The 21107-nt window shown below is 72.3% G+C and carries 18 protein-coding genes; 9 read left to right on the top strand and 9 right to left on the bottom strand.

Translation table 11 applies throughout. The features are described from left to right. The first annotated feature begins 44 nt into the window (after nucleotides 1–44). Entirely contained in the window at nucleotides 45–506 is a 462-nt protein-coding gene (locus tag ATL45_RS18640; protein ID WP_093160503.1) for a carboxymuconolactone decarboxylase family protein, read from the top strand. 20 nt (nucleotides 507–526) lie between these two features. On the opposite strand, the gene ATL45_RS18635 is transcribed toward ATL45_RS18640, so the two are convergent. Both ATL45_RS18635 and ATL45_RS18630 read right to left on the bottom strand, forming a co-directional pair. After that, complete coding sequence (locus ATL45_RS18635; RefSeq protein ID WP_093160501.1) at nucleotides 527–2857, bottom strand: glycosyltransferase family 2 protein; 2331 nt, start codon at nucleotides 2855–2857, stop codon at nucleotides 527–529. A gap of 155 nt (nucleotides 2858–3012) precedes the next feature. Then, entirely contained in the window at nucleotides 3013–3327 is a 315-nt protein-coding gene (locus ATL45_RS18630) for a WhiB family transcriptional regulator (protein WP_093160498.1), read from the bottom strand. A gap of 508 nt (nucleotides 3328–3835) precedes the next feature. Here ATL45_RS18630 and ATL45_RS18625 point away from each other — a divergent pair. The 4 genes from ATL45_RS18625 to ATL45_RS18610 are packed head-to-tail and all read left to right on the top strand — an operon-like array spanning nucleotide 3836 to nucleotide 7499. Then, entirely contained in the window at nucleotides 3836–4591 is a 756-nt protein-coding gene (locus tag ATL45_RS18625; protein WP_093160496.1) for a site-2 protease family protein, read from the top strand. A 42-nt stretch (nucleotides 4592–4633) separates the two neighbouring features. Continuing rightward, nucleotides 4634–5626: a 2-phospho-L-lactate transferase gene (cofD, locus tag ATL45_RS18620; RefSeq protein WP_093160493.1), complete on the top strand. Its 993-nt coding sequence runs from the start codon at nucleotides 4634–4636 to the stop codon at nucleotides 5624–5626. After that, entirely contained in the window at nucleotides 5623–6966 is a 1344-nt protein-coding gene (locus tag ATL45_RS18615; RefSeq protein WP_093160491.1) for a coenzyme F420-0:L-glutamate ligase, read from the top strand. The genes cofD and ATL45_RS18615 overlap by 4 nt, the downstream gene beginning before the upstream one ends. Next, complete coding sequence (locus ATL45_RS18610; RefSeq protein ID WP_093160488.1) at nucleotides 6963–7499, top strand: NUDIX hydrolase; 537 nt, start codon at nucleotides 6963–6965, stop codon at nucleotides 7497–7499. Before ATL45_RS18615 ends, ATL45_RS18610 begins: the two co-directional genes overlap by 4 nt. A 13-nt stretch (nucleotides 7500–7512) precedes the next feature. Here the strand turns inward: ATL45_RS18610 and ATL45_RS18605 are convergent, their stop codons facing one another. Both ATL45_RS18605 and manB read right to left on the bottom strand, forming a co-directional pair. Beyond that, a complete protein-coding gene (locus tag ATL45_RS18605; protein WP_177242121.1) occupies nucleotides 7513–8424 on the bottom strand; it encodes a DNA-3-methyladenine glycosylase family protein in 912 nt (303 codons plus the stop codon). A 326-nt stretch (nucleotides 8425–8750) separates the two neighbouring features. Further along, nucleotides 8751–9851 (bottom strand): mannose-1-phosphate guanylyltransferase, encoded by a 1101-nt coding sequence (gene manB, locus ATL45_RS18600; RefSeq protein ID WP_093160485.1) that lies wholly within the window; start codon nucleotides 9849–9851, stop codon nucleotides 8751–8753. 171 nt (nucleotides 9852–10022) lie between these two features. Between manB and ATL45_RS18595 the strand changes: the two genes are divergently transcribed. After that, complete coding sequence (locus ATL45_RS18595; RefSeq protein WP_093160483.1) at nucleotides 10023–10406, top strand: hypothetical protein; 384 nt, start codon at nucleotides 10023–10025, stop codon at nucleotides 10404–10406. A gap of 243 nt (nucleotides 10407–10649) precedes the next feature. Here ATL45_RS18595 and ATL45_RS18590 read toward each other — a convergent pair whose 3' ends face one another. The 3 genes from ATL45_RS18590 to ATL45_RS18580 form a co-directional block, all read right to left on the bottom strand. Next, on the bottom strand, nucleotides 10650–11510 hold the full coding sequence (locus tag ATL45_RS18590) for a glycosyltransferase family 2 protein (protein WP_093160480.1): 861 nt from the start codon (nucleotides 11508–11510) through the stop codon (nucleotides 10650–10652). A 267-nt stretch (nucleotides 11511–11777) separates the two neighbouring features. Then, entirely contained in the window at nucleotides 11778–12908 is a 1131-nt protein-coding gene (locus ATL45_RS18585) for a glycosyltransferase family 4 protein (protein WP_093160546.1), read from the bottom strand. A gap of 82 nt (nucleotides 12909–12990) precedes the next feature. Then, nucleotides 12991–14079: a glycosyltransferase family 4 protein gene (locus ATL45_RS18580; protein ID WP_211841245.1), complete on the bottom strand. Its 1089-nt coding sequence runs from the start codon at nucleotides 14077–14079 to the stop codon at nucleotides 12991–12993. A gap of 73 nt (nucleotides 14080–14152) precedes the next feature. On the opposite strand from ATL45_RS18580, the gene ATL45_RS18575 reads away from it, so the two are divergent. The 3 genes from ATL45_RS18575 (at nucleotide 14153) to ATL45_RS18565 (ending at nucleotide 18723) form a co-directional block, all read left to right on the top strand. Continuing rightward, nucleotides 14153–15076 carry a glycosyltransferase family 2 protein gene (locus tag ATL45_RS18575; protein WP_246025424.1) on the top strand — a complete coding sequence of 308 codons (924 nt, stop codon included), beginning with the start codon at nucleotides 14153–14155 and terminating at the stop codon, nucleotides 15074–15076. 97 nt (nucleotides 15077–15173) lie between these two features. After that, nucleotides 15174–17684, top strand: a complete 2511-nt coding sequence (locus ATL45_RS18570) for a glycosyltransferase (protein WP_246025423.1) — start codon at nucleotides 15174–15176, stop codon at nucleotides 17682–17684. After that, nucleotides 17674–18723, top strand: coding sequence for a glycosyltransferase family 4 protein (locus ATL45_RS18565; RefSeq protein WP_093160473.1), 1050 nt, complete (start codon nucleotides 17674–17676; stop codon nucleotides 18721–18723). The genes ATL45_RS18570 and ATL45_RS18565 overlap by 11 nt, the downstream gene beginning before the upstream one ends. A 458-nt stretch (nucleotides 18724–19181) precedes the next feature. On the opposite strand, the gene rfbD is transcribed toward ATL45_RS18565, so the two are convergent. Both rfbD and rfbB read right to left on the bottom strand, forming a co-directional pair. Then, complete coding sequence (gene rfbD, locus ATL45_RS18560) at nucleotides 19182–20105, bottom strand: dTDP-4-dehydrorhamnose reductase (protein WP_093160541.1); 924 nt, start codon at nucleotides 20103–20105, stop codon at nucleotides 19182–19184. Further along, a complete protein-coding gene (gene rfbB, locus ATL45_RS18555) occupies nucleotides 20102–21091 on the bottom strand; it encodes a dTDP-glucose 4,6-dehydratase (protein ID WP_093160471.1) in 990 nt (329 codons plus the stop codon). Before rfbB ends, rfbD begins: the two co-directional genes overlap by 4 nt. Nucleotides 21092–21107 lie beyond the last annotated feature (16 nt).

The raw sequence follows: 21107 nt of genomic DNA, 5'->3' as shown, positions 1-21107 counted from the left end.
ATTGCACTCTACGACCGGTCGATGTGCTCCGTAGCGTGATCGGTATGACGAACCAGAACCGCATCGACTTCGCCCGGACCGCCCCGAAGGTCTACCGCGCCCAGCGCCAGTTCGAGGACGCGGCCGGTCAGGGGCTCGACCCCGCGCTGGGCGAGCTGGTGCGAGTCCGCGCGTCCCAGCTCAACGGGTGCGCGTACTGCCTGCACATGCACGTCAGCGACGCCCGCGAGGCGGGTGAGGACGAGTACCGGCTGCACATGGTCGCGGTGTGGCGGGAGGCGACGAACTTCTTCACCGCGCAGGAGCTCGCGGCGCTGGAGCTGACCGAGGCGGTCACCCTGATCTCCGAGCGCGGTGTGCCCGACGAGGTCTACGCCCGCGCGGCGGAGCACTTCGACGAGTCGGAGCTGGCGGGCCTGCTGGCGCTGATCCTCAGCATCAACACCTGGAACCGCATCGCGCTCGCCACGGCCAAGATCGCCGGCACCGACGAACGCACCGCCTGACACCGCCGCGCTGGGGCCGCTCAGGTGCTGGTCTTGCGGCGGCGGCCGGGGATCGCCGCTACCAGGGTGAACAGGATCGCCGCCGCTTGGACGCAGAGCAGGGCCGTGCGGGGCAGTTCGGTGAAGCCGACCTGGACCTCCGCCGCCTGCTCCGGCAGCGGGATCGCCACCTGGTGACCCCAGGCCGTGGCCAGCGGGAACGCCATCCCGTCCACCCGCGCGTACCAGCCGGGCTCGTTCTCGGCGCCGAGGACCAGCGCACGCCCGGCACCGCCTTCGGAGACCCGGACCGTGAAGTTCGGCAGTTGCGCGGCGACCGGGAGCGGGCGGGCTTCGGGGGCCGGTTCCGGTTCGGTCTGCGCCTGGCGCGCCAGGTCGGGGCCGACCAGCTTGACCGGCGAGCTGGGCAGCAGCACGCGCAGGACCCGGCGGCCATCCGGGAGCCGCTCGTGCTCGGTCACCAGGTCCCGGCCGAGCTCCGGCACCCGGGAACCGGCGGGCACGACCACGAACTCCGCGCCGCGCGCCGCCACCGCGGCCAGCGCTTCCCGGACCGGCCCGGGATCAGCGGATCGCAGGTCGTCGTCGACCTGGCGCAGCCACTCGGCGGCGGAGCCGGCCGGGGCCAGGTCGTCGTCGCCGAAGCGCGGGCCGGTGCCGGTGATCAGGCGCGCGGGCTGCGGTCCCGGGTCGAGCACCAGTCGGGTTCCGGCCGGTGCGGCCAGCGGGCGCTCCGGAGCGAGCGGACCGCCGGCCAGCGCGATCGCCGAGCTCGTCACCAGCGCGGCCACCACCGCCGACAGCGCGACGATCCCGACCACCTGCGGCACCTCGGGCAGCTTCGGCCGCCCGGCCTGCAGCACGATCCAGCCGCAACCGACGGCGACGAGCACCAGCGGGCCGCCCGTCCAGCCGACGGTGGCGACGCCGCCCGCGATCGGCTCGGCGGCCGAGCCGTCCACCGCGGCGGCCAGCAACCAGCCGAAGATCACGACGCCGACCGCGGGCAGCATCCGCTTGTCCCTGGTGACCGCCAGCGCCACCGCCGCGGCCAGGACGAACAGCACGCCGGGCAGGCTCGCCGCGGAACCGTCCGGGCTCAGCGCGAACATCCACGCACCGGCGGACTCCTCCACCGCGCGAGCGCCGAACCCGTGCAGCAGCACCTGCGGGTGTTGCAGCAGAACGACAGGCCACGGCAGCAAGCAGGCGACGGACAGCAGGACCAACGCGGCCAGCCCCACCACCCGGTGCCTGCTGCGCGCGTTCTCGCCGGGCAGCAGGACGTGCGCGAGCAGCGCCAGCACGATCAGGGCCAGGTGCATCAGCGGCGCGAAAGCCCCGAGCACCGCAAGGCCCAGCGCCGTCAGGCAGACCGTGCCCAACCACTGCCTCCCGGAACGCCTGAGCACTGCGGCGATGCCGGCCAGCAGCGGCGGCACCAGGACGTGCGCGACCACCACGTCCAAGCGCCCCTGCCCCGCCGACAGCGATGCCACCGGTAACAAGGCGTACGCACCGGCCGCGATCGCTCGGCGAAGCGGCGGAACCGGGAGCGCCCGGGCCGCGAAGTAAGCGCTCAAGCCCGCGAGCGGAACCCCGAACAGCAGCAGGACCGACACGACCACCGACGGTCCACCTAGGACACTGCCGAGCAACGCCAGCACCAGCAGCGACGGCGAAGCCGGAGAGCCGGTGCCACCGGCGACCGGGTGCCACGCGGCCAGGTAGTCCCGCCAGGTGGTGGCGAGATCGGCCACCGGGAGCAGCCTGCCACCGGCCAGACCGGCGCCGAGCCGGTCGGTGAGCAGCGCGTTGATCAGCGCGAACGCCAGCAGCGATGCGAAGAGCACGAAGAGCGGGGAGACCAGCAGCCGCAAGAACCTGCCGCGGCTGAGGAAACCGCCGCGTGCGTTCTCCCGCGGTGATGGCGAGGGCCGGCGTTCCAGCCGCTCGAAGGCGGCTCGCCGGATCAGCTTGCCCGGTTCCACTTCGACCGCCGACGGATCCGGCGCTGCCAGCAAGTCGGCCAACTGCTCCGGTCCGGGCTCGGAAGCACCGTCCAGCAACCACAGCCAGCGTCCCGGGTCGGCCCACCGGCGCTTGCCCAGCGCCACGGCATCCGCGACGGCGGTGGCGAAGGACGTGTCCGGTGGCAGCGTCAGCACGTCGTCGACGATCTGGTCGGCGCGCGCCTGCGCCAGCAGTTCCGCGGTGCGGTCGGTCGAACCGGTGTCCACCGCGAGCACGCGGCGCGGCCGTTCGGACTGCTCACCCAGGGCGGCGAGCACCCCCGGCAACCACGACTCGCCGTCCCGACACACCACCACCGCCAGCACCGGCGCGCTCACTGTCTTCCTCCTGCCGACCAGATCCACCACCGCACGAACGGTAATGCACCAGCAGCAGAAGGAAACCCGCCGAAACGATCTGCTTCACCGGGCCACGTCACTTCGTCGTGCGCGACGGACCCGCGAGCGAGGAAGGGCTGGGCGCCCTGAACAGGTCACACAGCGCGGCGCTTGAGCTTGCGGCGCTCCCTTTCGGACAGTCCGCCCCAGATGCCGAAGCGCTCATCGTGCTGCAGCGCGTACTCCAGGCATTCGGAGCGCACCTCGCAGCCCTGGCAGATCCGCTTCGCCTCCCGGGTCGAACCGCCCTTCTCCGGGAAGAACGCCTCCGGATCGGTTTGCGCGCAGAGCGCCCGCTCCTGCCATTCCTGCTCTTCTTCGGACATTTCGAACAGTTCGGCCAGAACGTCGAATTCCGCGACGGAGGCGTCCCCACGCTCCGCCAAGCGGCTGTCTCCTGATTCCCACATCGTTGGACTTCCCCCGATTTCTCCCGTTCCCACCGGCCCTCCCCAGGGCCGGAACAGGACGCACTCCTGATCGCGGGTGGCCTGGTCCTCCCTCCGAGGACCCCGCACTCCGACGGCGATGCCGTCGCCGACCAGGCATGCCGCCCACCCTCTCCGCGGGCGGCACCTCGATCGACCCGTGCCCGACCAGGTCTCCCGTACCCGGTCGATCCGCCGATCCGATCCCCTCCCGAGGAATGATCGTTTCAACGGTGAATGACACTGCTGTGATTACACCCGTGTAGCTCCTTGCGGTCAAGCGGAGACCATCCGTAGGGGGACACCCGGACAGCACCACCGCGCCGCCACCAGGCCCCGCCGGACGCACGCTTTCAGCGCAGCGCCGGTACTCCGTCCGCCGGAAACGATCCCCCGCACGGAGTCCTGAGATCATCAATACCACCACAAGGTCATCTCCGCCGCGTCGAGCAGCCCACCACCGGCTCCGCCGTTCGTGGACACTGGGGGCGTGAAGAGCTCCGCGACCCGCATCAGCCCTCTGTTCCTGGCGTTCCTCGGACTGACCGCGCTGGGCGGCGTGCTCGCCACGCTCGACAGCGACCTCGCCGTGACCACCGGCGTGCTGCTGCTCGTGCTGGGCGGCTGGACGACCTCGCTGTGCCTGCACGAGTTCGGGCACGCGGTGACCGCGTTCCGCGGCGGTGATCTCTCGGTGCGCTCGAAGGGCTACCTGACGCTGGACCCGCGGCGCTACACCGACCCGATCCTGAGCATCGTGCTGCCGCTGATCTTCGTGGCGCTCGGCGGCATCCCGCTGCCCGGCGGCGCGGTGTGGATCAACCACCACGCGCTGCGCTCCCGCCGGACCGAGTCGATGGTGTCGCTGGCCGGGCCGCTGACGAACCTGGTGCTGGGCCTGCTGATCGCCGTCGCGGTGGCCGCGGTGCCGATGCCGGCGGAACTGGCCGCGGGGCTGTCCTACCTGGCCTTCCTGCAGGTGATCGCGTTCGTGCTGAACATCCTGCCGATCCCTGGCCTGGACGGCTATGGCGCGATCGAGCCGTACCTGTCCGGCCCGGCGCGGCAGTTCGGCGAGAAGGCCCGGCCGTGGGCACCGCTGGTGCTGTTCCTGCTGCTGATCGGCGTCCCGATGGTCGGCCGGATGTTCTTTGAGCTGGCCTACTTCGTGTTCGGTCTGGTCGGCGGCGACACCGCGCTGACCGTCTACGGACAGGCGATCTTCCGCAGCGTCTTCGGGTTCTGATCCACCGCCTCCGGGACGCGGGGGCCGTGCGAGGATCGAACCGTGAAGGTCGTAGTTCTGGTCGGCGGGGTCGGTGGCGCGCGGTTCCTGCTCGGGGTCAAGGCGGCGCTGGGCCTGCCCGCCGTCGGCGAGCCCCCGCAGCAGTCCGAGCACGAGGTCACCGCGGTGGTCAACGTGGGCGATGACGTGTGGATGCACGGGTTGCGGGTCTGCCCGGACCTGGACACCTGCATGTACACGCTCGGCGGCGGCATCGACGAGGCGAAGGGCTGGGGCCGGGTCGACGAGACCTGGTCGGTCAAGGAGGAGCTGGCCGCCTACGGCGCCGAACCGAGCTGGTTCGGGCTCGGCGACCGGGACATCGCCACGCACCTGGTGCGCTCGCGGATGCTGCGGGCGGGCTATTCGCTGTCCGAGGTCACCGAGGCCCTGTGCGACCGGTGGCGGCCGGGCGTCCGGCTGCTCCCGGTGACCGACGAGCGGGTGGAGACGCACGTCGCCATCGACGATCCGGACACCGGCGAGCAGCGAGCCGTGCACTTCCAGGAGTGGTGGGTGCGGCACCGCGCGGAGCCGAAGGCGCACGCGATCGTTCCGGTCGGTGCGGACGAGGCGAAGCCGACGCCCGCGGTGCTGGACGCGCTGCGGGACGCCGACGTGGTGCTGCTCGCGCCGTCGAACCCGGTGGTCAGCGTCGGAACGCTGCTGGCGGTGCCGGGCTTCCGCACCGCGCTGCGGGAATCGGCCGCGCCGGTGGTGGGCCTGTCCCCGATCATCGGCGGCCGGCCGCTGCGCGGCATGGCCGACGCCTGCCTGGCCGCGATCGGCGTGGACAGCACCGCCGAGGCCGTCGGCAGGCACTACGGATCCCGGCAGGACGCCGAGGGGATCCTGGACGGCTGGCTGGTGCACACCGGCGACACCGCCGAGGTCCCCGGCGTGCGGGTGCGCGCCGTCCCGCTGCTGATGTCCGATGTGGACGCCACCGCCGCGATGGCGCAGGCGGCGTTCGACCTGGCGCGGGAGGCGCGATGAGGGATCACGCGGCAGCGGGCGGACTGCAGGTCTTCCCGGTTCCCGGCCTGCCCGAGTTCGGCCCCGGGGACGACCTGGCCGCGTCGATCTCGGCGGCCGCCCCGTGGCTCAGCGACGGCGACGTCGTGGTGGTCACCAGCAAGGTGGTGTCCAAGGTCGAGGACCGGATGGTGCCCGCGCCGCTGGACCCGGAACAGCGCGACGCGCTGCGCCGCGAGCTGGTGCTGGCCGAGGCCACGCACGTGGTGGCCCGGCGCGGCCGGACGCTGATCACGCAGAACAAGCTCGGCATCGTGCAGGCGGCCTCCGGCATCGACGCCTCGAACGTGCCGCAGGACCGGATCGCGCTGCTGCCGGAGAACCCGGACGCCTCCGCGCGCCGCTTGCGGGCCGGGCTCGCCGAGCGGCTCGGGGTGCAGGTCGGCGTGGTGGTGACCGACACGATGGGCCGCGCCTGGCGGGTCGGGCAGACCGACGCGGCGATCGGTTCGGCCGGCATCGGCGTGCTGCACGGCTACGCGGGCAGCTCCGATTCGCAGGGCAACGAGCTGGCGGTCACGCTGGTGGCGGTGGCCGACGAGATCGCCGCCGCCGCGGACCTGGTCAAGGGCAAGCTGGGCGGCGTCCCGGTCGCCGTGGTGCGCGGTCTGACCACTGTGGACGACGGTTCGACCGCGCGGGACCTGGTGCGCACGGTCGACGAGGACCTGTTCGCGATGGGCACGGCCGAAGCGCTGGCGCAGGGCCGTCGCGAGGCGGTGCTGATGCGCCGCTCGGTGCGGCAGTTCGCGGACCTCCCGGTGGACGAGGGTGCGGTGCGCCGCGCGGTCGGCGCGGCCCTGACCGCACCCGCTCCGCACCACACCCGCCCGGTCCGCTTCGTGTGGCTGCGCGACCGCCCGCTGCGGGCGAAGCTGCTGGACGCCATGCGCTCGGCCTGGCTGGACGACCTGCGCTCCGACGGCATGTCGGAGGAAGCCGCCCAGCGCCGCGCGAACCGCGGCAACCTCCTCTACGCGGCGCCGGAGCTGGTGCTGCCGTTCCTGGTCCGGGAAGGCGCGCACGACTACCCGGACGAGCGGCGCGGGGATGCCGAACGGCAGATGTTCACCGTCGCCGGCGGTGCCGCCGTGCAGGGCCTGCTGGTGTCGCTGGCCGCCGAGGAGCTCGGCTCGTGCTGGGTGTCCTCGACGCTGTTCTGCCCGGACGTGGTCCGCGCGACCCTGGACCTGCCCGACGGGTGGGAGCCGCTCGGCGCCGTCGCGGTCGGCCACCCGGCCGAACCCGCCGAAGGACCGCGCGAACCCCGCGACCTCGACGACGGATTGGTGGAGCTGTGAGCGGACCGCACACCGACGCGCGGCACGTGCTCGGCAGCTGGCGCCCGGCCGACCCGCAGCAGGAAGCGCTGCGGCACGCCTTCCTGACCTTGCTCGACGCCAGGGACGACGCCTGCCTGCGCGCCAGCGAGCCGGGGCACCTGACGGCCTCGGCGGTGGTGCTCGACGCGGCGGGCGAGAACGTGCTGCTCACGCTGCACCCCCGGGTGGGCATGTGGTTGCAGCTGGGCGGGCACTGCGAGCCCGAGGACACCACGCTGGCCGCAGCGGCGCTGCGGGAGGCCACCGAGGAGTCCGGTGTGGACGGTCTGGTGGTGGACCCGGAGCCGGTGCACCTCGACGTGCACCCGATCACCTGCTCGCTGGGCAAGCCGACCCGCCACTTCGACGTCCGCTTCCTGGTCCGCACCCCGGAGGGCGCGCAGCCGGTCCGCAGCGACGAATCCCTGGACCTGCGCTGGTGGCCGGTGAACGCCCTGCCGGACAACACCGACCTGGGCCCGCTGATCACCGCCGCCCGCCGGCGGAGCTGATCAGGCGAGCTGCTCACATGGCCCGGTAGTCGCGGACCGGCATCCGGGGGCCGTGGCGGGGGCGGGTTGCTCCTGCTGCGGCGAGGTAGCGGACCGCTCGGTGGCGGTGGCCCGCGTAGGGGGCCAGGGCTTCGAGCATTCCTTCGTCGTCGAGGGGGCGGCCGGCCAGGGCGAGGCCCACGATCGTCGGCAGGTGGTAGTCGCCGATGCTCACCGCGTCCGGGTCGCCCCACGCCCGCTGCGCGATCTCGGCCGCCGTCCACGGGCCGATGCCCGGCACCTTCTGCAGCAGTTCGCGCCCTTCGACGCCGCGCAGCTCGACCGCGCGCTCCAGCCTGCTCGCCACCGATGCCGCGGCCAGCAGCGTGCGCCTGCGGGCTCCGTCGATGCCCGCGCGATGCCACTCCCAGTCCCGGATTCCGCGCAGCTGCACCGGATCCGGGGCCACCCACAGCTTCTCCACCGGCCCCGGGGCGGGGCTGCCGAAGCGCAGGCACAGCTCCCGCCAGGAGCGCCAGGCCTCCCGGTTGGTGACCTTCTGCTCCAGCACGGCGGCGACCAGCACGTCCCACACCCGCCCGGACGCGCACAGCCGCACGCCGTGCGAGGCGCGCCGACCGCGTTCCACCACCTCGTGCACGGCGACGAACCCGCTGGCGTCGTCCGCCGCCCCGAGCAGGCCCGGGAGGTCGTCCAGCACCAGCTGCGCGCCCCGGCCCCAAGCCGTGGCCTCGACTTCGCCCGCGCTGTTCTTCCGCACCCGGAGCGTGGTCGGGCCGACCGGTGTCGTGGTGCCCCACCACACCGCGCCCGCGGGCTCGACCCGCGTCGTCGGGTCACCGCTGCCGCGGCGCAGCGGGGCGAGCACGCGGGGCAGGTCCAGCGGGTACGGCGGGGACCAGGTCCTGGTCAGGGCGTCGGACATCGCTTCAGAGGGTATGCCTTCCCGCACCACTGACGTCCCCCGGCACCGAGGCGCTCGACTGCCGTGGAACCACGGTTTCACCGAGTTCTTTCTACCTAGTCGGTGGCCGCAGCCGCGACGCGCAACGCGCCGCGCCCCGGATGGTGTCGCATGCGCCGCCAGGCGCATAGCCCACTCTCGCCACCGGCACCGCCGCGGGTTCTCAGACGTCGCCTGGCGAGGACAGCCCGTTCGCCGTGTATCGGACAACGGGATCCCGCAGTCCAGGCGGCGTCTGAGGTTCCGCCACCCGCACCGCCACGCAAAACGAGCTTGGAACAGACTCGTCAGCAGTCGGCGGAGAAGCGGACTCCGTGCTCGGGCAGGTCCACACCCGGCCAGACGCGGACGCCGTCGAGCAGTTCGCAGCGCGGGCCGATGTGCGCCTCGTCACCGATGATCGCGCCGCGCAGGACCGCGCCGGCTCCGATCGTCGCGCCCGCTCCGACGATGCTGCGCTCGATCACCGCGCCCTCCGCCACGCGGACACCGTTGAACAGCACCGACTCCGCGACGTGCGCACCGCTTTCGACGACGCAGTCCGCGCCGATCGAGCTGCCGCCGCTGAGCCGGGCGTCGGCGGCGATCGACGCGCCGTCGAGGACCAGCGCCTCGCCGCGCTCCCCCGGCAGCGCGTTCGTCGGGGCCTCGCCCAGCACCAGGTCCGCCGAACCGCGGACGAACGCCTCGGGCGTGCCCATGTCCAGCCAGTACGAGGTGTCGACGTAGCCCTGCACGCGCGCGCCGGAGGCGAGCAGCTCGGGGAAGGTCTCGCGCTCCACCGACACCGGTCGCCCGGCCGGGATGCGGTCGATCACCTCGCGCCGGAACACGTAGCAACCGGCGTTGATCTGGTCCACCGGCGGGTTCTCGGTCTTCTCCAGGAACGCGGTGACGCGCCCGTCGGGATCGGTCGGCACGCAGCCGAAGCGGCGCGGATCGGCCACCTTGACCAGGTGCAGCGTGACGTCCGCCGCGGTGTCGCGGTGGGTGGCCAGCAGTTCGGTGAGGTCCACGCCGGAGAGGATGTCGCCGTTGAAGACCAGCACGTCGTCGGCGCTGAGCCGGTCCGCCACGTTGCGGATCGCACCGGCGGTGTCCAGCGGCTCCGGCTCGACCACGTACTCCAGGCTCAGCCCGAGATCGGCACCGTCGCCGAAGTGCTCGGCGAACACCTCAGCCTTGTAGGAGGTGCCGAGCACCACGTGCTCGATGCCCGCCGCCCGGATCCGGGACAGCAGGTGGCGCAGGAACGGCACTCCGGCGGTGGGCAGCATCGGCTTGGGCGCCGACAGGGTCAGCGGGCGCAACCGGACGCCTCGCCCACCCACCAGCACGACCGCCTCGGCCGTCGACCGAGCGGTCCGGTCCTGATCATCCGCGGACATCGGCGTAGCTCCTCCTCTACCTGACGGACTTCCCTGACGAAAACCCATTGGGGGGAATACTCTGGCAGGGGCAACGGCATAATGAACACCGGGCCCGTCCCAGAACGGCCGCGCCCGGCTCGATGTCCGCCCCGGCGGACCACCGACTGCGAACGACTGAGAGGGCCTCCCATGGACCCGCGCCTCCGAGCCGACGAAGCACTTGCTCGCGCGCGGGCACGCGGCGCGTTCGTCGTCACACCGGACAACGCCATCTCCCCGATGGACGCGGCGAACACCGTGCGCATCCCGCGCGACGTGGTCGACCAGGCCGATTCACCGGACACCACGCAGGTGATCCCCTCCGGACAGCGGCAGCCGCAGCCCGCCCAGCAGTACCAGCAGACCGACCAGCACCCGCAGCCGCAGTACCAGCAGACCGATCCGCAGCAGGGCTGGCCGACCGAGGACTACGGGCAGGGCCTGCCGCCGAACCCGTACCACGCGCAGCGCGGCCCGAACGAGTTCGGCCCGCTCGGTTCGCAGGCCAACCAGCAGCAGTACCCCCAGTACTAGTCGAGTGATTCCGCTCTTCGGGCCGCAGCCGCGAAGCGCGGCACAACAACGGCATGAGCTGCCGCAAGCGCGCAGCGCTTGCCCCACCCTCGCAACTCGCACCGCCGCGGGTTCTCAGAGGTTTCCTGGCGAGGACGGCCCAGCCGCTGTGTATCGGTCATGCATCAGGCTCGGCACCCGCAGTCCAGGGAACCTCTGAGGTACCGGCACCGCCACGAAGAACGAGCCTGGAATCAAACATCGTCAACGGGTTTCGATGCGGGCTCTGATCGCCAGCGCTGCGCGCAGGGCGAGCCGCAGCGGCGCCCAGATCGGGCCCCGGTGGCGGTCGGCGAGGTAGCGGTAGGCGCTGCGGTGGTGTTCGAGCAGCATCCGCTTGGCCGCCTTCGAGGTGGAGCGGCCGCCGATGTGCATCACCTCGGCGCTCGGCACGTAGATGTTGAGCCAGCCCTTGCGGCGCAGCCGGTCGCCCAGGTCGACGTCCTCGAAGTACATGAAGTAGCGGGGGTCGAAGCCGTCGACGGAGTCGAAGGCCTCGCGGCGCAGCAGCAGGCAGGAGCCGGACAGCCAGCCCGCCGGGCGCTCGGTGATCTGCGCCTCGGACTGCTGGTAGGCGCGGGTCCACGGATTCCCCGGCCACACCTTGCCGAACACCGCGTGCCCGGCGCCGCGGCCGATCGAGGGCAGCATCCGGGCCGACGGGTAGACCTCGCCACCGGGCTCTTTGATCAGCGGGCCGAACGATCCGCCGCGCGGCCAGCGCTTCGCCGCCGCGAGCAGTTCGTCGAGCGATCCCGGCTGCCACTCCAGGTCGGGGTTGGCGATGACCACCCAGCCGTACTCGCTGCTCAGCTGGGCCACACCGCGGTTGGCGCCGCTGCCGTAGCCGAGGTTGCCGCCGGTGGGCACGAAGTCGACGTCGGCGCGCTCTTCAGCGGCGCGCTCCGGTTCGCCGTCGGTGGAGCCGTTGTCGGCGAGGATCACCCGGGGCCGGCGGTCCGTCGCCCGTTCCAGGGTGTCGAGGAACCGCCCCAGCGTCTCGCCCGGCGAATAGGTCACGGTGACAACGGCGAGTTCATCGCCGTAGGTGCGCGCGTCGGTCACGCCACCACATTCTGCCGAACGTCCCGCGGCCGCCGAACCCGACCACGGGGTCCCGGCCGCCGGACCCGCCGATGGCTGTGGACAGCTCGCCGCTGCGGTGGAGGACTTCCGCGATTTCAATGGAAATCAGACGTGCGATTTCAATGGAACTTGCGTGAACCGTCGGCGTGTCGGGCGCCCGACACGCCGGTGGTGCGTCGGGATCTACGCGATTTCAATGGAAATCAGACGTCTGATTTCAATTGAAATCGCATCGCCCCGGCCTGGTCAGCGGGTGCGGAGGTGGATGTGGTGGGCTCGGGCGAAGGCCGTGCGGTGCTGGGTGGCGCAGGCCGCCCAGGTGAATTCCTTGGCCCGGCGCTGCGCCGCGGCCGCCAGCGCCGCTCGGCGGGTCGGGTCGTCGAGCAGCTCGGTGAGGCCGGCCGCGATGTCCCCGGATCCGACGCCGCAGTAGGCGACGGCGTCACCGCCGACCTCGGGCAGGCTCAGGCGCCGGGTGGTGAGCACGGGCGCTCCGCAAGCCATCGCTTCCAGGACCGGCAGGCCGAAGCCCTCGCCCAGGCTCGGGTAGGCGACGACGTCCGCGCCGCCGAGGAATCCGGCGAGCTGACCGAACGGCAGGTAGCCGGCGCGGATCACCCGGATCCGGTGCGGCACCGCCTCCAGCGCCCGCTCCACCCGGGTGTCCCAGCCCGGTTGGCCGGCCAGCACCAGCGCGGGCGAATCGGCGCGGCCCTGGCAGGCCAGCGTGAAGCCGCGGATCAGCGCGGGCACGTTCTTGCGGGGTTCCAGCGCGCCGAGGAAGGCGACGTAGGGCTGGTCGTGCAGGCTCAGCCGGTCGCGGACCGCCTGGACCTCCTCCGGCGTCGGCGGGTGGAACCGGTCCGGGTCGACGCCGTGGAACATCACCGGCATCCGCGCCCGGTCGGCGCCGACGGAGCGGTGGAGCTCGGCCGCGGTCGCTTCGCTCGGCACGATGCACAGCGTCGCGCGACGCAGCGCGGTGCGCGTCCAGGCGCGGAAGAAACGGGCCTTGACCGGCGAGTGCACGGCGGGGTTGGTGAAGAAGGTGGCGTCGTGCAGGGTCACCACCGACGCCGCCGGGTTGGCCAGCGGGGTCGTGTAGTGCGGGGAGTGCAGGACGTCGATGCCGAGCCGCCGCACCAGCAGCGGCAGGGTGGTCTGCTCCCAGGTCAACCGCGCGGTGCGGGTCGCGACGGCTTCGGCGGCGGGCACCACTTCGGTGTGCGGCGCGATGGCCGCGTACAGCTCCGCGTCGCGGGGCTGGCAGGCGACCGTGAGCCGCGCGCCGTCGGCGTCCAGCGCCGCCAGCAGGGAGTCGACGTACCGTCCGACGCCGCCTCGGTCCGCGGGTACTGCGGTGGCGTCGATGAGGATGTGCGGCTCGCCTCTGTGCACCAGAGCAGATTACGGGGCGAAACGTCCGGCCCGGGCCGTGTACGTGAAAATGTGTTCTGGTCTATCCCGTTCGGTCACCGGTGACCGAACGGTGCAGCGCCCAGACCTCGCGCGCCACCCGGGTCCAGGTGAAATCGGCTACACGCCGGTGCCCGGCCGCGATCAGCGCCTCGCGCCGCGCCGGATCGCCGAGCACCTCGCGCAGCGCAGCGCCGAGCGCCACCGGATCGGCGCGCGGCACCACCACACCCGCGCCTCCGGCGACCTCCACCAGCGCGGGTGCATCGGAGTGCACGACGGGAACACCGAGCGCCATCGCCTCGACGAGCGGCAGCCCGAAGCCCTCCGCGAGGCTGGGCGCGGCCAGCGCGGTCGCGTTGCGCAGCAGGACCGCGAGTTCGGCGTCGGAGACCGAGGACAGCACGCGCACCCGGTCGACCCCGCAGTCCGCGGCGATCCGCGCCAGGTCCACCCCGCCCCAGCCCTGGTGGCCGACGACCAGCAGCGGGACGTCCGGGACGTCGGCCATCGCGCGCACCAGGTGCGGGTAGCCCTTGCGGGGTTCGACGGTGCCGATGGCCAGCACGTACCGCTCCGGCAGGTCGAGCCGCACCGCCGGATCCGGCTCGGCCAGCAGCGCCGGGGTCACGCCCTCGCCGATCACCTGCAGCCGGGCCGCGCGGACGTGCTCGGCGAGTTCGGCGGCCACCGCGGCGGTGGGCACGACCAGCGCATCGGCCTGCCGCGCGGCCCGGCCGATCGCCCGGCGGTGCCAGGAAACACCGCGCGGCGTCAGGGTTTCCGGATGCGTCCACGGGACGGTGTCGTGCACGGTCACCACCAGACCGCGGCCGCGCTTGGCGGGCGGCGCGAGCGGCGTCATGGCGTGCACGGAGTCACCGCCCGGCCACAGCGGGACACCGCGTTCCCACGCCGCGACCAGCGCGCGCCGCGGCAGCGGCAGCACTCGCGGCCCGGCAACACCGGGCACTCGCGCGGCTTCGGGATCGCCGCGGCTGATCACGCTGCTGATCTCCCACCCCTCGGGTGCGGTCTCGGCCAGCGCGCGCAGCAGTTCCCGGGTGTAGCGGCCGGTCCCGCCGGGGACGGGCGCGAGCAGCTGCTCAGCGATCGCGACGAGCTCGGGCACCCGCCCAGCTTCCCACGTGCCGGCGCTCGGGCGCCGACGACTGCGGCACGAGCTCCGCGTAACGTCTTCGACCGTGACGTCGGAGCAGGTGCGCAGCACCGTGGTCGTGGTGACCTGGCGAGGGCGGGACCACATAGAGTCCTGCCTGGACGCGCTGACCGCCCAGGATCGTCCACATCGGACTCTGGTGGTGGACAACGCCTCCGACGACGGCACCGCCGAGCTGCTCGCCGAGCACCCCTCGGCGCCCGAGGTCTTCCGGCTCCGCCGCAACCGCGGCTACGCCGGCGGCATCGCCGCCGCGCTGACGCGCGTCCGCACGCCTTACGTCGCGTGGCTCAACGACGACGCTGCGCCAGCCTCCGGCTGGCTCGCGGCGCTGGAGGCCGCGCTCGACGCGGACCGCTCCGCGGCTGCGGCGACCTCCGTGCTCCGCACGTCGGACGGCCGCACTCAATCCGTCGGCGTCCGCCTCACGGCCGACGGCCACGGCGCTGACGCGCCTCAAGCCTCCGGAGAGATGTTCGGGTTCTGCGGCGGCGCAGCGCTGCTGCGCACCGATGTGCTGCGCGACGCGGGAGGCGTTCCGGCGCGGTTCTTCTGCTATTACGAGGACACCGACACGTCCTGGCGCCTGCGCCTGGCCGGGCACCGGATCGTCTCGGTGCCCGATGCCGTCGCCGAGCACGCACACGGTGCGAGCACGCAGCCCGGCTCTCCGCTGTTCCACCGCTGGAACGAGCGCAACCGGCTGTTCATGCTGTTGCGCTGCGCTCCGGCGAAGGTCGCCGCGCGCGAACTGGCCCGCTTCGCCGCGATCACCTGCGCGCTGCCGCTGCGCAAGAACGTGCCCGCTGCCGCGAACTTCCGCGTCGCGCTGCGGCTGCGCGTCCTCGCCGAGGTGGCCGCAGGCCTGCCCACGACGCTGCGGGAGCGCCGCCGCATCACCCGGGCCGCCCCGGTCGAGCGCGTGTGGCGGGAGTGGGCGGGGCGCTGAACCCCGGCCACGTTCACGACATCGCGAACGAACCGGACGACCCGCGGAACGGGTAGGCGGCTCAGATCGGGAAGGTGGCATGGTGCACGCTTTAGGCGTGGCTGAGACGTCCGACCCCAGCAACCTGCCCCTGGTGTCGGTGATCGTGGTGAACTACCGCGGCGCCGACGACACCGTCGAATGCCTGCGCGCGCTGCGCGAGGAGCTGGACTACCCGGCCGACCGGCTGGAGGTGCTCTGCGTCGACAACGCCTCCGGTGACGGCAGCGCGGAGCGGATCCGCGCCGCGGCCCCGGACGTGCAGCTGATCGAGTCGGACGCCAACCTCGGTTTCGCCGGCGGCTGCAACCTCGCCGCCCGCGCCGCCACCGGGCAGGTGCTGGCGTTCCTCAACAACGACGCCCGCCCGGACCGCGACTGGGTGCGCGCGGCAGTCGCGGTGCTGCGCGCCGAGCCGACCGTGGGCGCGGTCGCCAGCAAGGTGCTGGACTGGGAGGGGCGCCACATCGACTTCGTCGACGGCGGGCTCACCTGGTTCGGCATGGGTTACAAGCGGCACGCCGGCGAGCTCGACGACGGTTCGCACGACGCCTCGCGGGACGTGCTGTTCGGCACCGGATCGGCGCTGTTCGTGCGCGCCGAGCTGTTCGCCGCGCTGGACGGCTTCGACGAACGCTTCTTCATGTTCTACGAGGACGTGGACCTGGGCTGGCGGCTGAACCTGCGCGGCTGGCGAGTCCGCTACGAACCGCGGTCGCTGACCTTCCACCGGCACCACGCGTCGATGGCCGACATCGCCTCCGCGCGCGAGCACTACCTGCTGGAGCGCAACGCGCTCGCCGCGCTCTACAAGAACGTCTCCGACGAGACGCTGGCGAAGGCGCTGCCCGCGGCGATGGCGCTGGCGGTGCGGCGGGCCACCGCGCGCGGCGAGATCGACCCGACGCAGCTGGAGATCACCCGGCGCGGCGAGACCGAGGACCACGGCCCGGTGCCGGTCGACCGCTCGGCGCTCGCCGGGATGCTGGCGATCGACCAGTTCGTGGAGCTGCTGCCGTCGCTGAAGCTCTCCCGCGAGCAGGAGCAGCAGGCGCGGGTGCGCAGCGACGCCGATCTGCTCCCGCTGATGCGCAAGGCGATGGAACCCGCCTACCCGCTGCCGCGCTACCTCGCCGCGCACGACGCGCTGGTCGAGGCCTTCGGCCTGGACGAGGTCTTCGGCCGGCCGCGCAAGATCGTGGTGATCACCGGTGACGCGGTCACCGAGCGGATGGCCGGGCCGGCGATCCGCGCCTGGCACATGGCCGAGGTGCTCTCCGTCGAGCACCAGGTCCGGCTGGTCAGCGTCAACGACCTGGTCAGCCCGCCGCAGGCGGAGTTCGAGGTGCACGCGGCCAAGCCGCGCGAACTGGCCGCGCACGTCGACTGGGCCGACATCGTGGTGCTGCAGGGCCACGTGCTGGAGATGGTGCCCTCGCTCAAGAAGGTCGACTCCAGCAAGATCGTGGTCTGCGACGTCTACGACCCGATGCACCTGGAACTGCTCGAACAGGGCCGGGACACCGACGACGAGCGCCGCGCCAAGGACCTGGCCGGAGTCACCAAGGTGCTCAACACCCAGCTGCAGCGCGGCGACTTCTTCCTCTGCGCCTCCGAGCGGCAGCGGCACTTCTGGCTCGGCCACCTGGCCTCGCTGGGCCGCCTGACGCCGGGGCTCTACGACAACGACCCGACGGTGCGCTCGCTGCTGTCGGTGGTGCCCTTCGGCCTGCCGTCGACGGCCCCGCGCCGCACCGGCCCGGCGATCAAGGGCACCCGCCCCGGCATCTCCGCCGACGACAAGGTGGTGCTGTGGGCCGGCGGCGTCTACAGCTGGTTCGACCCGCTGACGCTGCTGCACGCGGTGCACCGGATCTCCGAGCGGCACAACGACATCAGGCTGTTCTTCCTCGGCATGAAGCACCCGAACCCGGACGTCCCGGAGATGGGCATGGCCGGGCGCACCCGCGAGCTGGCGCGCAGGCTGGGGCTGACCGACAAGTTCGCGTTCTTCAACGAGACCTGGGTGCCCTACCACGAGCGGCAGAACTACCTGCTGGACGCCGACTGCGGCGTGACCAGCCACTTCGAGCACGTGGAGACGACGTTCGCGTTCCGCACCAGGGTGCTGGACTACCTGTGGTCGGGGCTGCCGGTGGTGACCACCGACGGCGACTCGTTCGCCGACCTGGTCCGCACCGAGCGCATCGGCGTCGTGGTGCCGCCCGAGGACCCGGACGCGCTGGCCGCCGCGCTGGAGAAGGTGCTCTACGACGAGGAGTTCGCCGCGGAGTGCCGCCGCCGGATCGAACCGGTGCGGGAGCGGTTCACCTGGGAATCGGTGCTGGCGCCGCTCACCGAGTTCTGCCGCGATCCGCGCCCGGCCGCCGATCGCCTCAAGGCGTCCTCGCCGCTCGTGCGCAGCCCGCAGCTCAACGGTACCGAAGCGGTGCGCCGCGATCTCTCGCTGCTGCGCGAGTACCTGGACGCGGGCGGACCGCTGGAGGTCGCGAAGCGGGCGACCGGGCGACTGCGGCGACTCGCCGGCGAGCGCTTCCGTGGCCGCTGACCTGCGCGTCCTGCTCGACGGCACGCCGCTGCTGGGCAACCGCACCGGGATCGGCCGCTACACCGCGTCCCTGGTCACCGCCCTGGCGTCCCTCGCGGACGTCCGGCTGATCGGCTTCACCACGCGCGGCTGGCGGCAGCTGCGCGAGGTGGCCCCGCCGGGAACTCGCGCGGTCGGCCCACCGATCCCGGCCCGCGCGCTGCGAAAGCTGTGGCAGCGCGGCGCTTTCCCGCCGGTCGAACTCCTCGCGGGCCGCGCGGACGTGGTGCACGGAACGAACTTCGTGCTGCCACCGCCCGCCCGAGCGGCAGGCGTGGTGACCGTGCACGACCTCGCGTTCCTGGACGACCCGTCGCTGGCGGAGCCGGATCTTCCCGCGCTGGTGCGGAGTTCGGTGCAACGCGCGCAGGTGGTGTGCACGCCGACCGCGGCGGTCGCCGACGCGGTCAGCACGCGTCTCGACGTGCCCCGCGAGAAGATCGTGGTCACGCCACTCGGCGTGGACCCGGAGTGGTTCTCCGCCACACCAATGGATTCCGCGCTCCGCGCCCGGTACGGACTTCCAGCGGAGTACCTGCTCTTCGTCGGCGCCGAAGGCCCGCGCAAGGGCCTGCCCGGACTGCTGGAAGCGCACGGCCCGGATCTCCCGCCGCTGGTCATCGCCGGGCCTGGTACCCCGCAGGTCGACGGCGCGGTGATCCGCACCGGCTACCTCCCCGAGGACGACCTGCGCCGCCTCGTCGCGGGTGCGAGCGCGCTGGTTCTCCCATCCCGCGACGAAGGATTCGGCCTCCCGGCACTGGAAGCCCTGGCCTGCGGAACCCCAGTGGTCTGCTCGGACATCCCAGCCCTCCGCGAAGTCACAGCGGGCAGCGCGGCGTACTTCCCCTTCGGGGATGCGAGCGCGCTGCACGAAGCCCTGCACCAAGCACTGACGAACCCACCGAACCCGAAAACCGGTACGGCACAAGCAAAATCCTTCACCTGGCAAACCTGCGCCGAAACAACGCTCGCGGCGTATCGAAGGGCGACGGCCTAACGGCCGAACTCAAGCCCACCACCAGAACCACGAGGTTCACCACTGATCGATCAGTGGTGAACCTCTGCGATTTCGGTCGAAATCGGATTCTCGCCACCGCAGGCTCCGTCGGGACGTGACAGATCCGATTTCAATTGAAATCGCTACACCCCTCAAGGTGACCACCTACCGCTTTGAACCCGACGCAACCCCGTACGCAACCGCACGACATCTCGCAAGGTTCGACCAGTATCACCACCGAAGGATCGGCGGTGATACCGAGGAGGCCTGGCCACCAGGGGTGCGGTGGGGCACGGGGCCGGGTTTGGGTTCAAAGCGGTGGGTGGTCGCCCTGGGTGGTGTAGCAATTTCAATTGAAATTGGACTCGTCGCGTCTCCACGGAACCTGCGGTGGCGAGGGTCCAATTTCAATTGAAATCGCGGAGGTTCGGCACCCCTGTCACGGCCGTGGCAGCGGGTTACCCCGCTTCGCCGCGGAGGACTTCTCCGTCGGTTTCGAAGGCAGCTCGCAAGGCCTCTCGCCAGGAACGCAATGGGGTCAGGCCCGCTTCTCGCCAGGCCGCGTCGGACAGGACCGAGTACGCCGGGCGGGGGGCCGGGCGGGGGAAGTCCGCCGTCGTGCACGGTTGGACCCTGGATTCGTCCAGGCCCAGTTCGGTGAAGATCGCGCGGGCGAAGTCGCACCAGCTCACCTGGCCGGAATTGGTGCAGTGCAACACCTTCCGGTCCGGGCCGCGGCGCTCGGCGACGCGCTCCGCCAGCTCCAGCAGGCCCTGCGCCAGGTCCGCCGCCCAGGTCGGGGAGCCGATCTGGTCGGCCACCACGGACAGCGAATCGCGCTCGCGCGACAGCCGCGCCATCGTCTTCACGAAGTTCCCGCCGCGCGCTCCGTAGACCCACGCGGTGCGCACCACCCAGGCCCGCGCGCCCGAGTCGAGGACCGCGCGTTCGCCGTCGAGCTTGGTGCGGCCGTAGACCGTGCGCGGCGCGGGTTCGTCCGCCGGCTCGTACGGGCGGTCCGCGTCGCCGCCGAACACGTAGTCCGTGGACAGGTGCAGCAGCGGGATTCCGCTGCGGTGGCAGGCCTTCGCCAGCTGCGCCGGGCCTTCGGCGTTGACCAGCGCCGCCCGCTCCGGGTCGGATTCCGCGGCGTCCACGGCGGTGTAGGCCGATGCGTTGACCACCACCGGGCGCAGGTCCGCGTCGCGGGCGGTCTCGGCGAAGGAGTCCACCGCGTCGGCGACCGCCTCGTGGTCGGTGATGTCGAGCTCGCCGGAGCCCGGCGCGTGCACCAGGGCACCGGATCGCGCGGACACGATCCGGGCCAGCTCGGAGCCCACCTGTCCGCGGCCGCCCGGCACCAGGACGGCGAGGCGGCTCATCGGGCCACCGCCGCGCGGGCCTTCAGCGGCTCCCACCAGGCGCGGTTGTCCTGGTACCAGCGGACGGTCTCGCGCAGCCCGGTCGCGAAGTCGACCCGGGGCGCGTACCCCAGTTCGCGGACGATCTTGCCGTGGTCCACCGAGTAGCGGCGGTCGTGGCCCTTGCGGTCGGCCACCGGCCGCACCATCGACCAGTCCATGTCCAGCTCGGCGAGAACGCGTTCGGTGAGCTCCTTGTTGGTCAGCTCGGTGCCGCCGCCGATGTTGTAGATCTCGCCCGGGCGTCCGGCCTCGGCGACCAGCTGGATGCCCTGGCAGTGGTCGTCGACGTGCAGCCAGTCGCGCACGTTGAGGCCGTCGCCGTAGAGCGGCACCTGGTGGCCGTCCATCAGGTTGGTGATGAACAGCGGCAGCACCTTCTCCGGGAACTGGTAGGGCCCGTAGTTGTTGGAGCAGCGCGTGATGCACACCGGCAGGCCGTGCGTGCGGTGGTAGGAGCGCGCCAGCAGGTCCGAGCCCGCTTTCGCCGCCGAGTAGGGCGAGTTCGGCTCCAGCGCGTGCTCCTCCGGCCACGAACCGGCCTCGATGGAGCCGTAGACCTCGTCGGTGGAGACGTGCACGAACTTGCCGACCCCGGCCTCGAGCGCGGCCTGCAGCAGGACACTGGTGCCCACGACGTTGGTGACGACGAAGGTGTCCGCGCCGGTGATCGAGCGGTCCACGTGCGATTCGGCGGCGAAGTGCACGATCACGTCCACCCCGGCCAGCAGTCGGGTCACCAGCTCGCGGTCGCAGATGTCGCCGCGCACGAACCGCAGCCGCGGGTCCTCGGCGACCGGCGCCAGGTTCGCCTCGTTGCCCGCGTAGGTGAGCTTGTCGAGCACGACCACCTCGGCATCGGCGTATGCCGGGTACGCGCCGCCGAGCAGCTGTCGCACGTAGTGCGAGCCGATGAAGCCGGCTCCACCGGTGACCAGAATCCGCATCGCGCCTTCTCTCCAT

The sequence above is a fragment of the Saccharopolyspora antimicrobica genome (genome assembly GCF_003635025.1).
Taxonomy (GTDB): domain Bacteria; phylum Actinomycetota; class Actinomycetes; order Mycobacteriales; family Pseudonocardiaceae; genus Saccharopolyspora; species Saccharopolyspora antimicrobica.
This window is presented reverse-complemented; position numbering and strand designations above follow the sequence as displayed.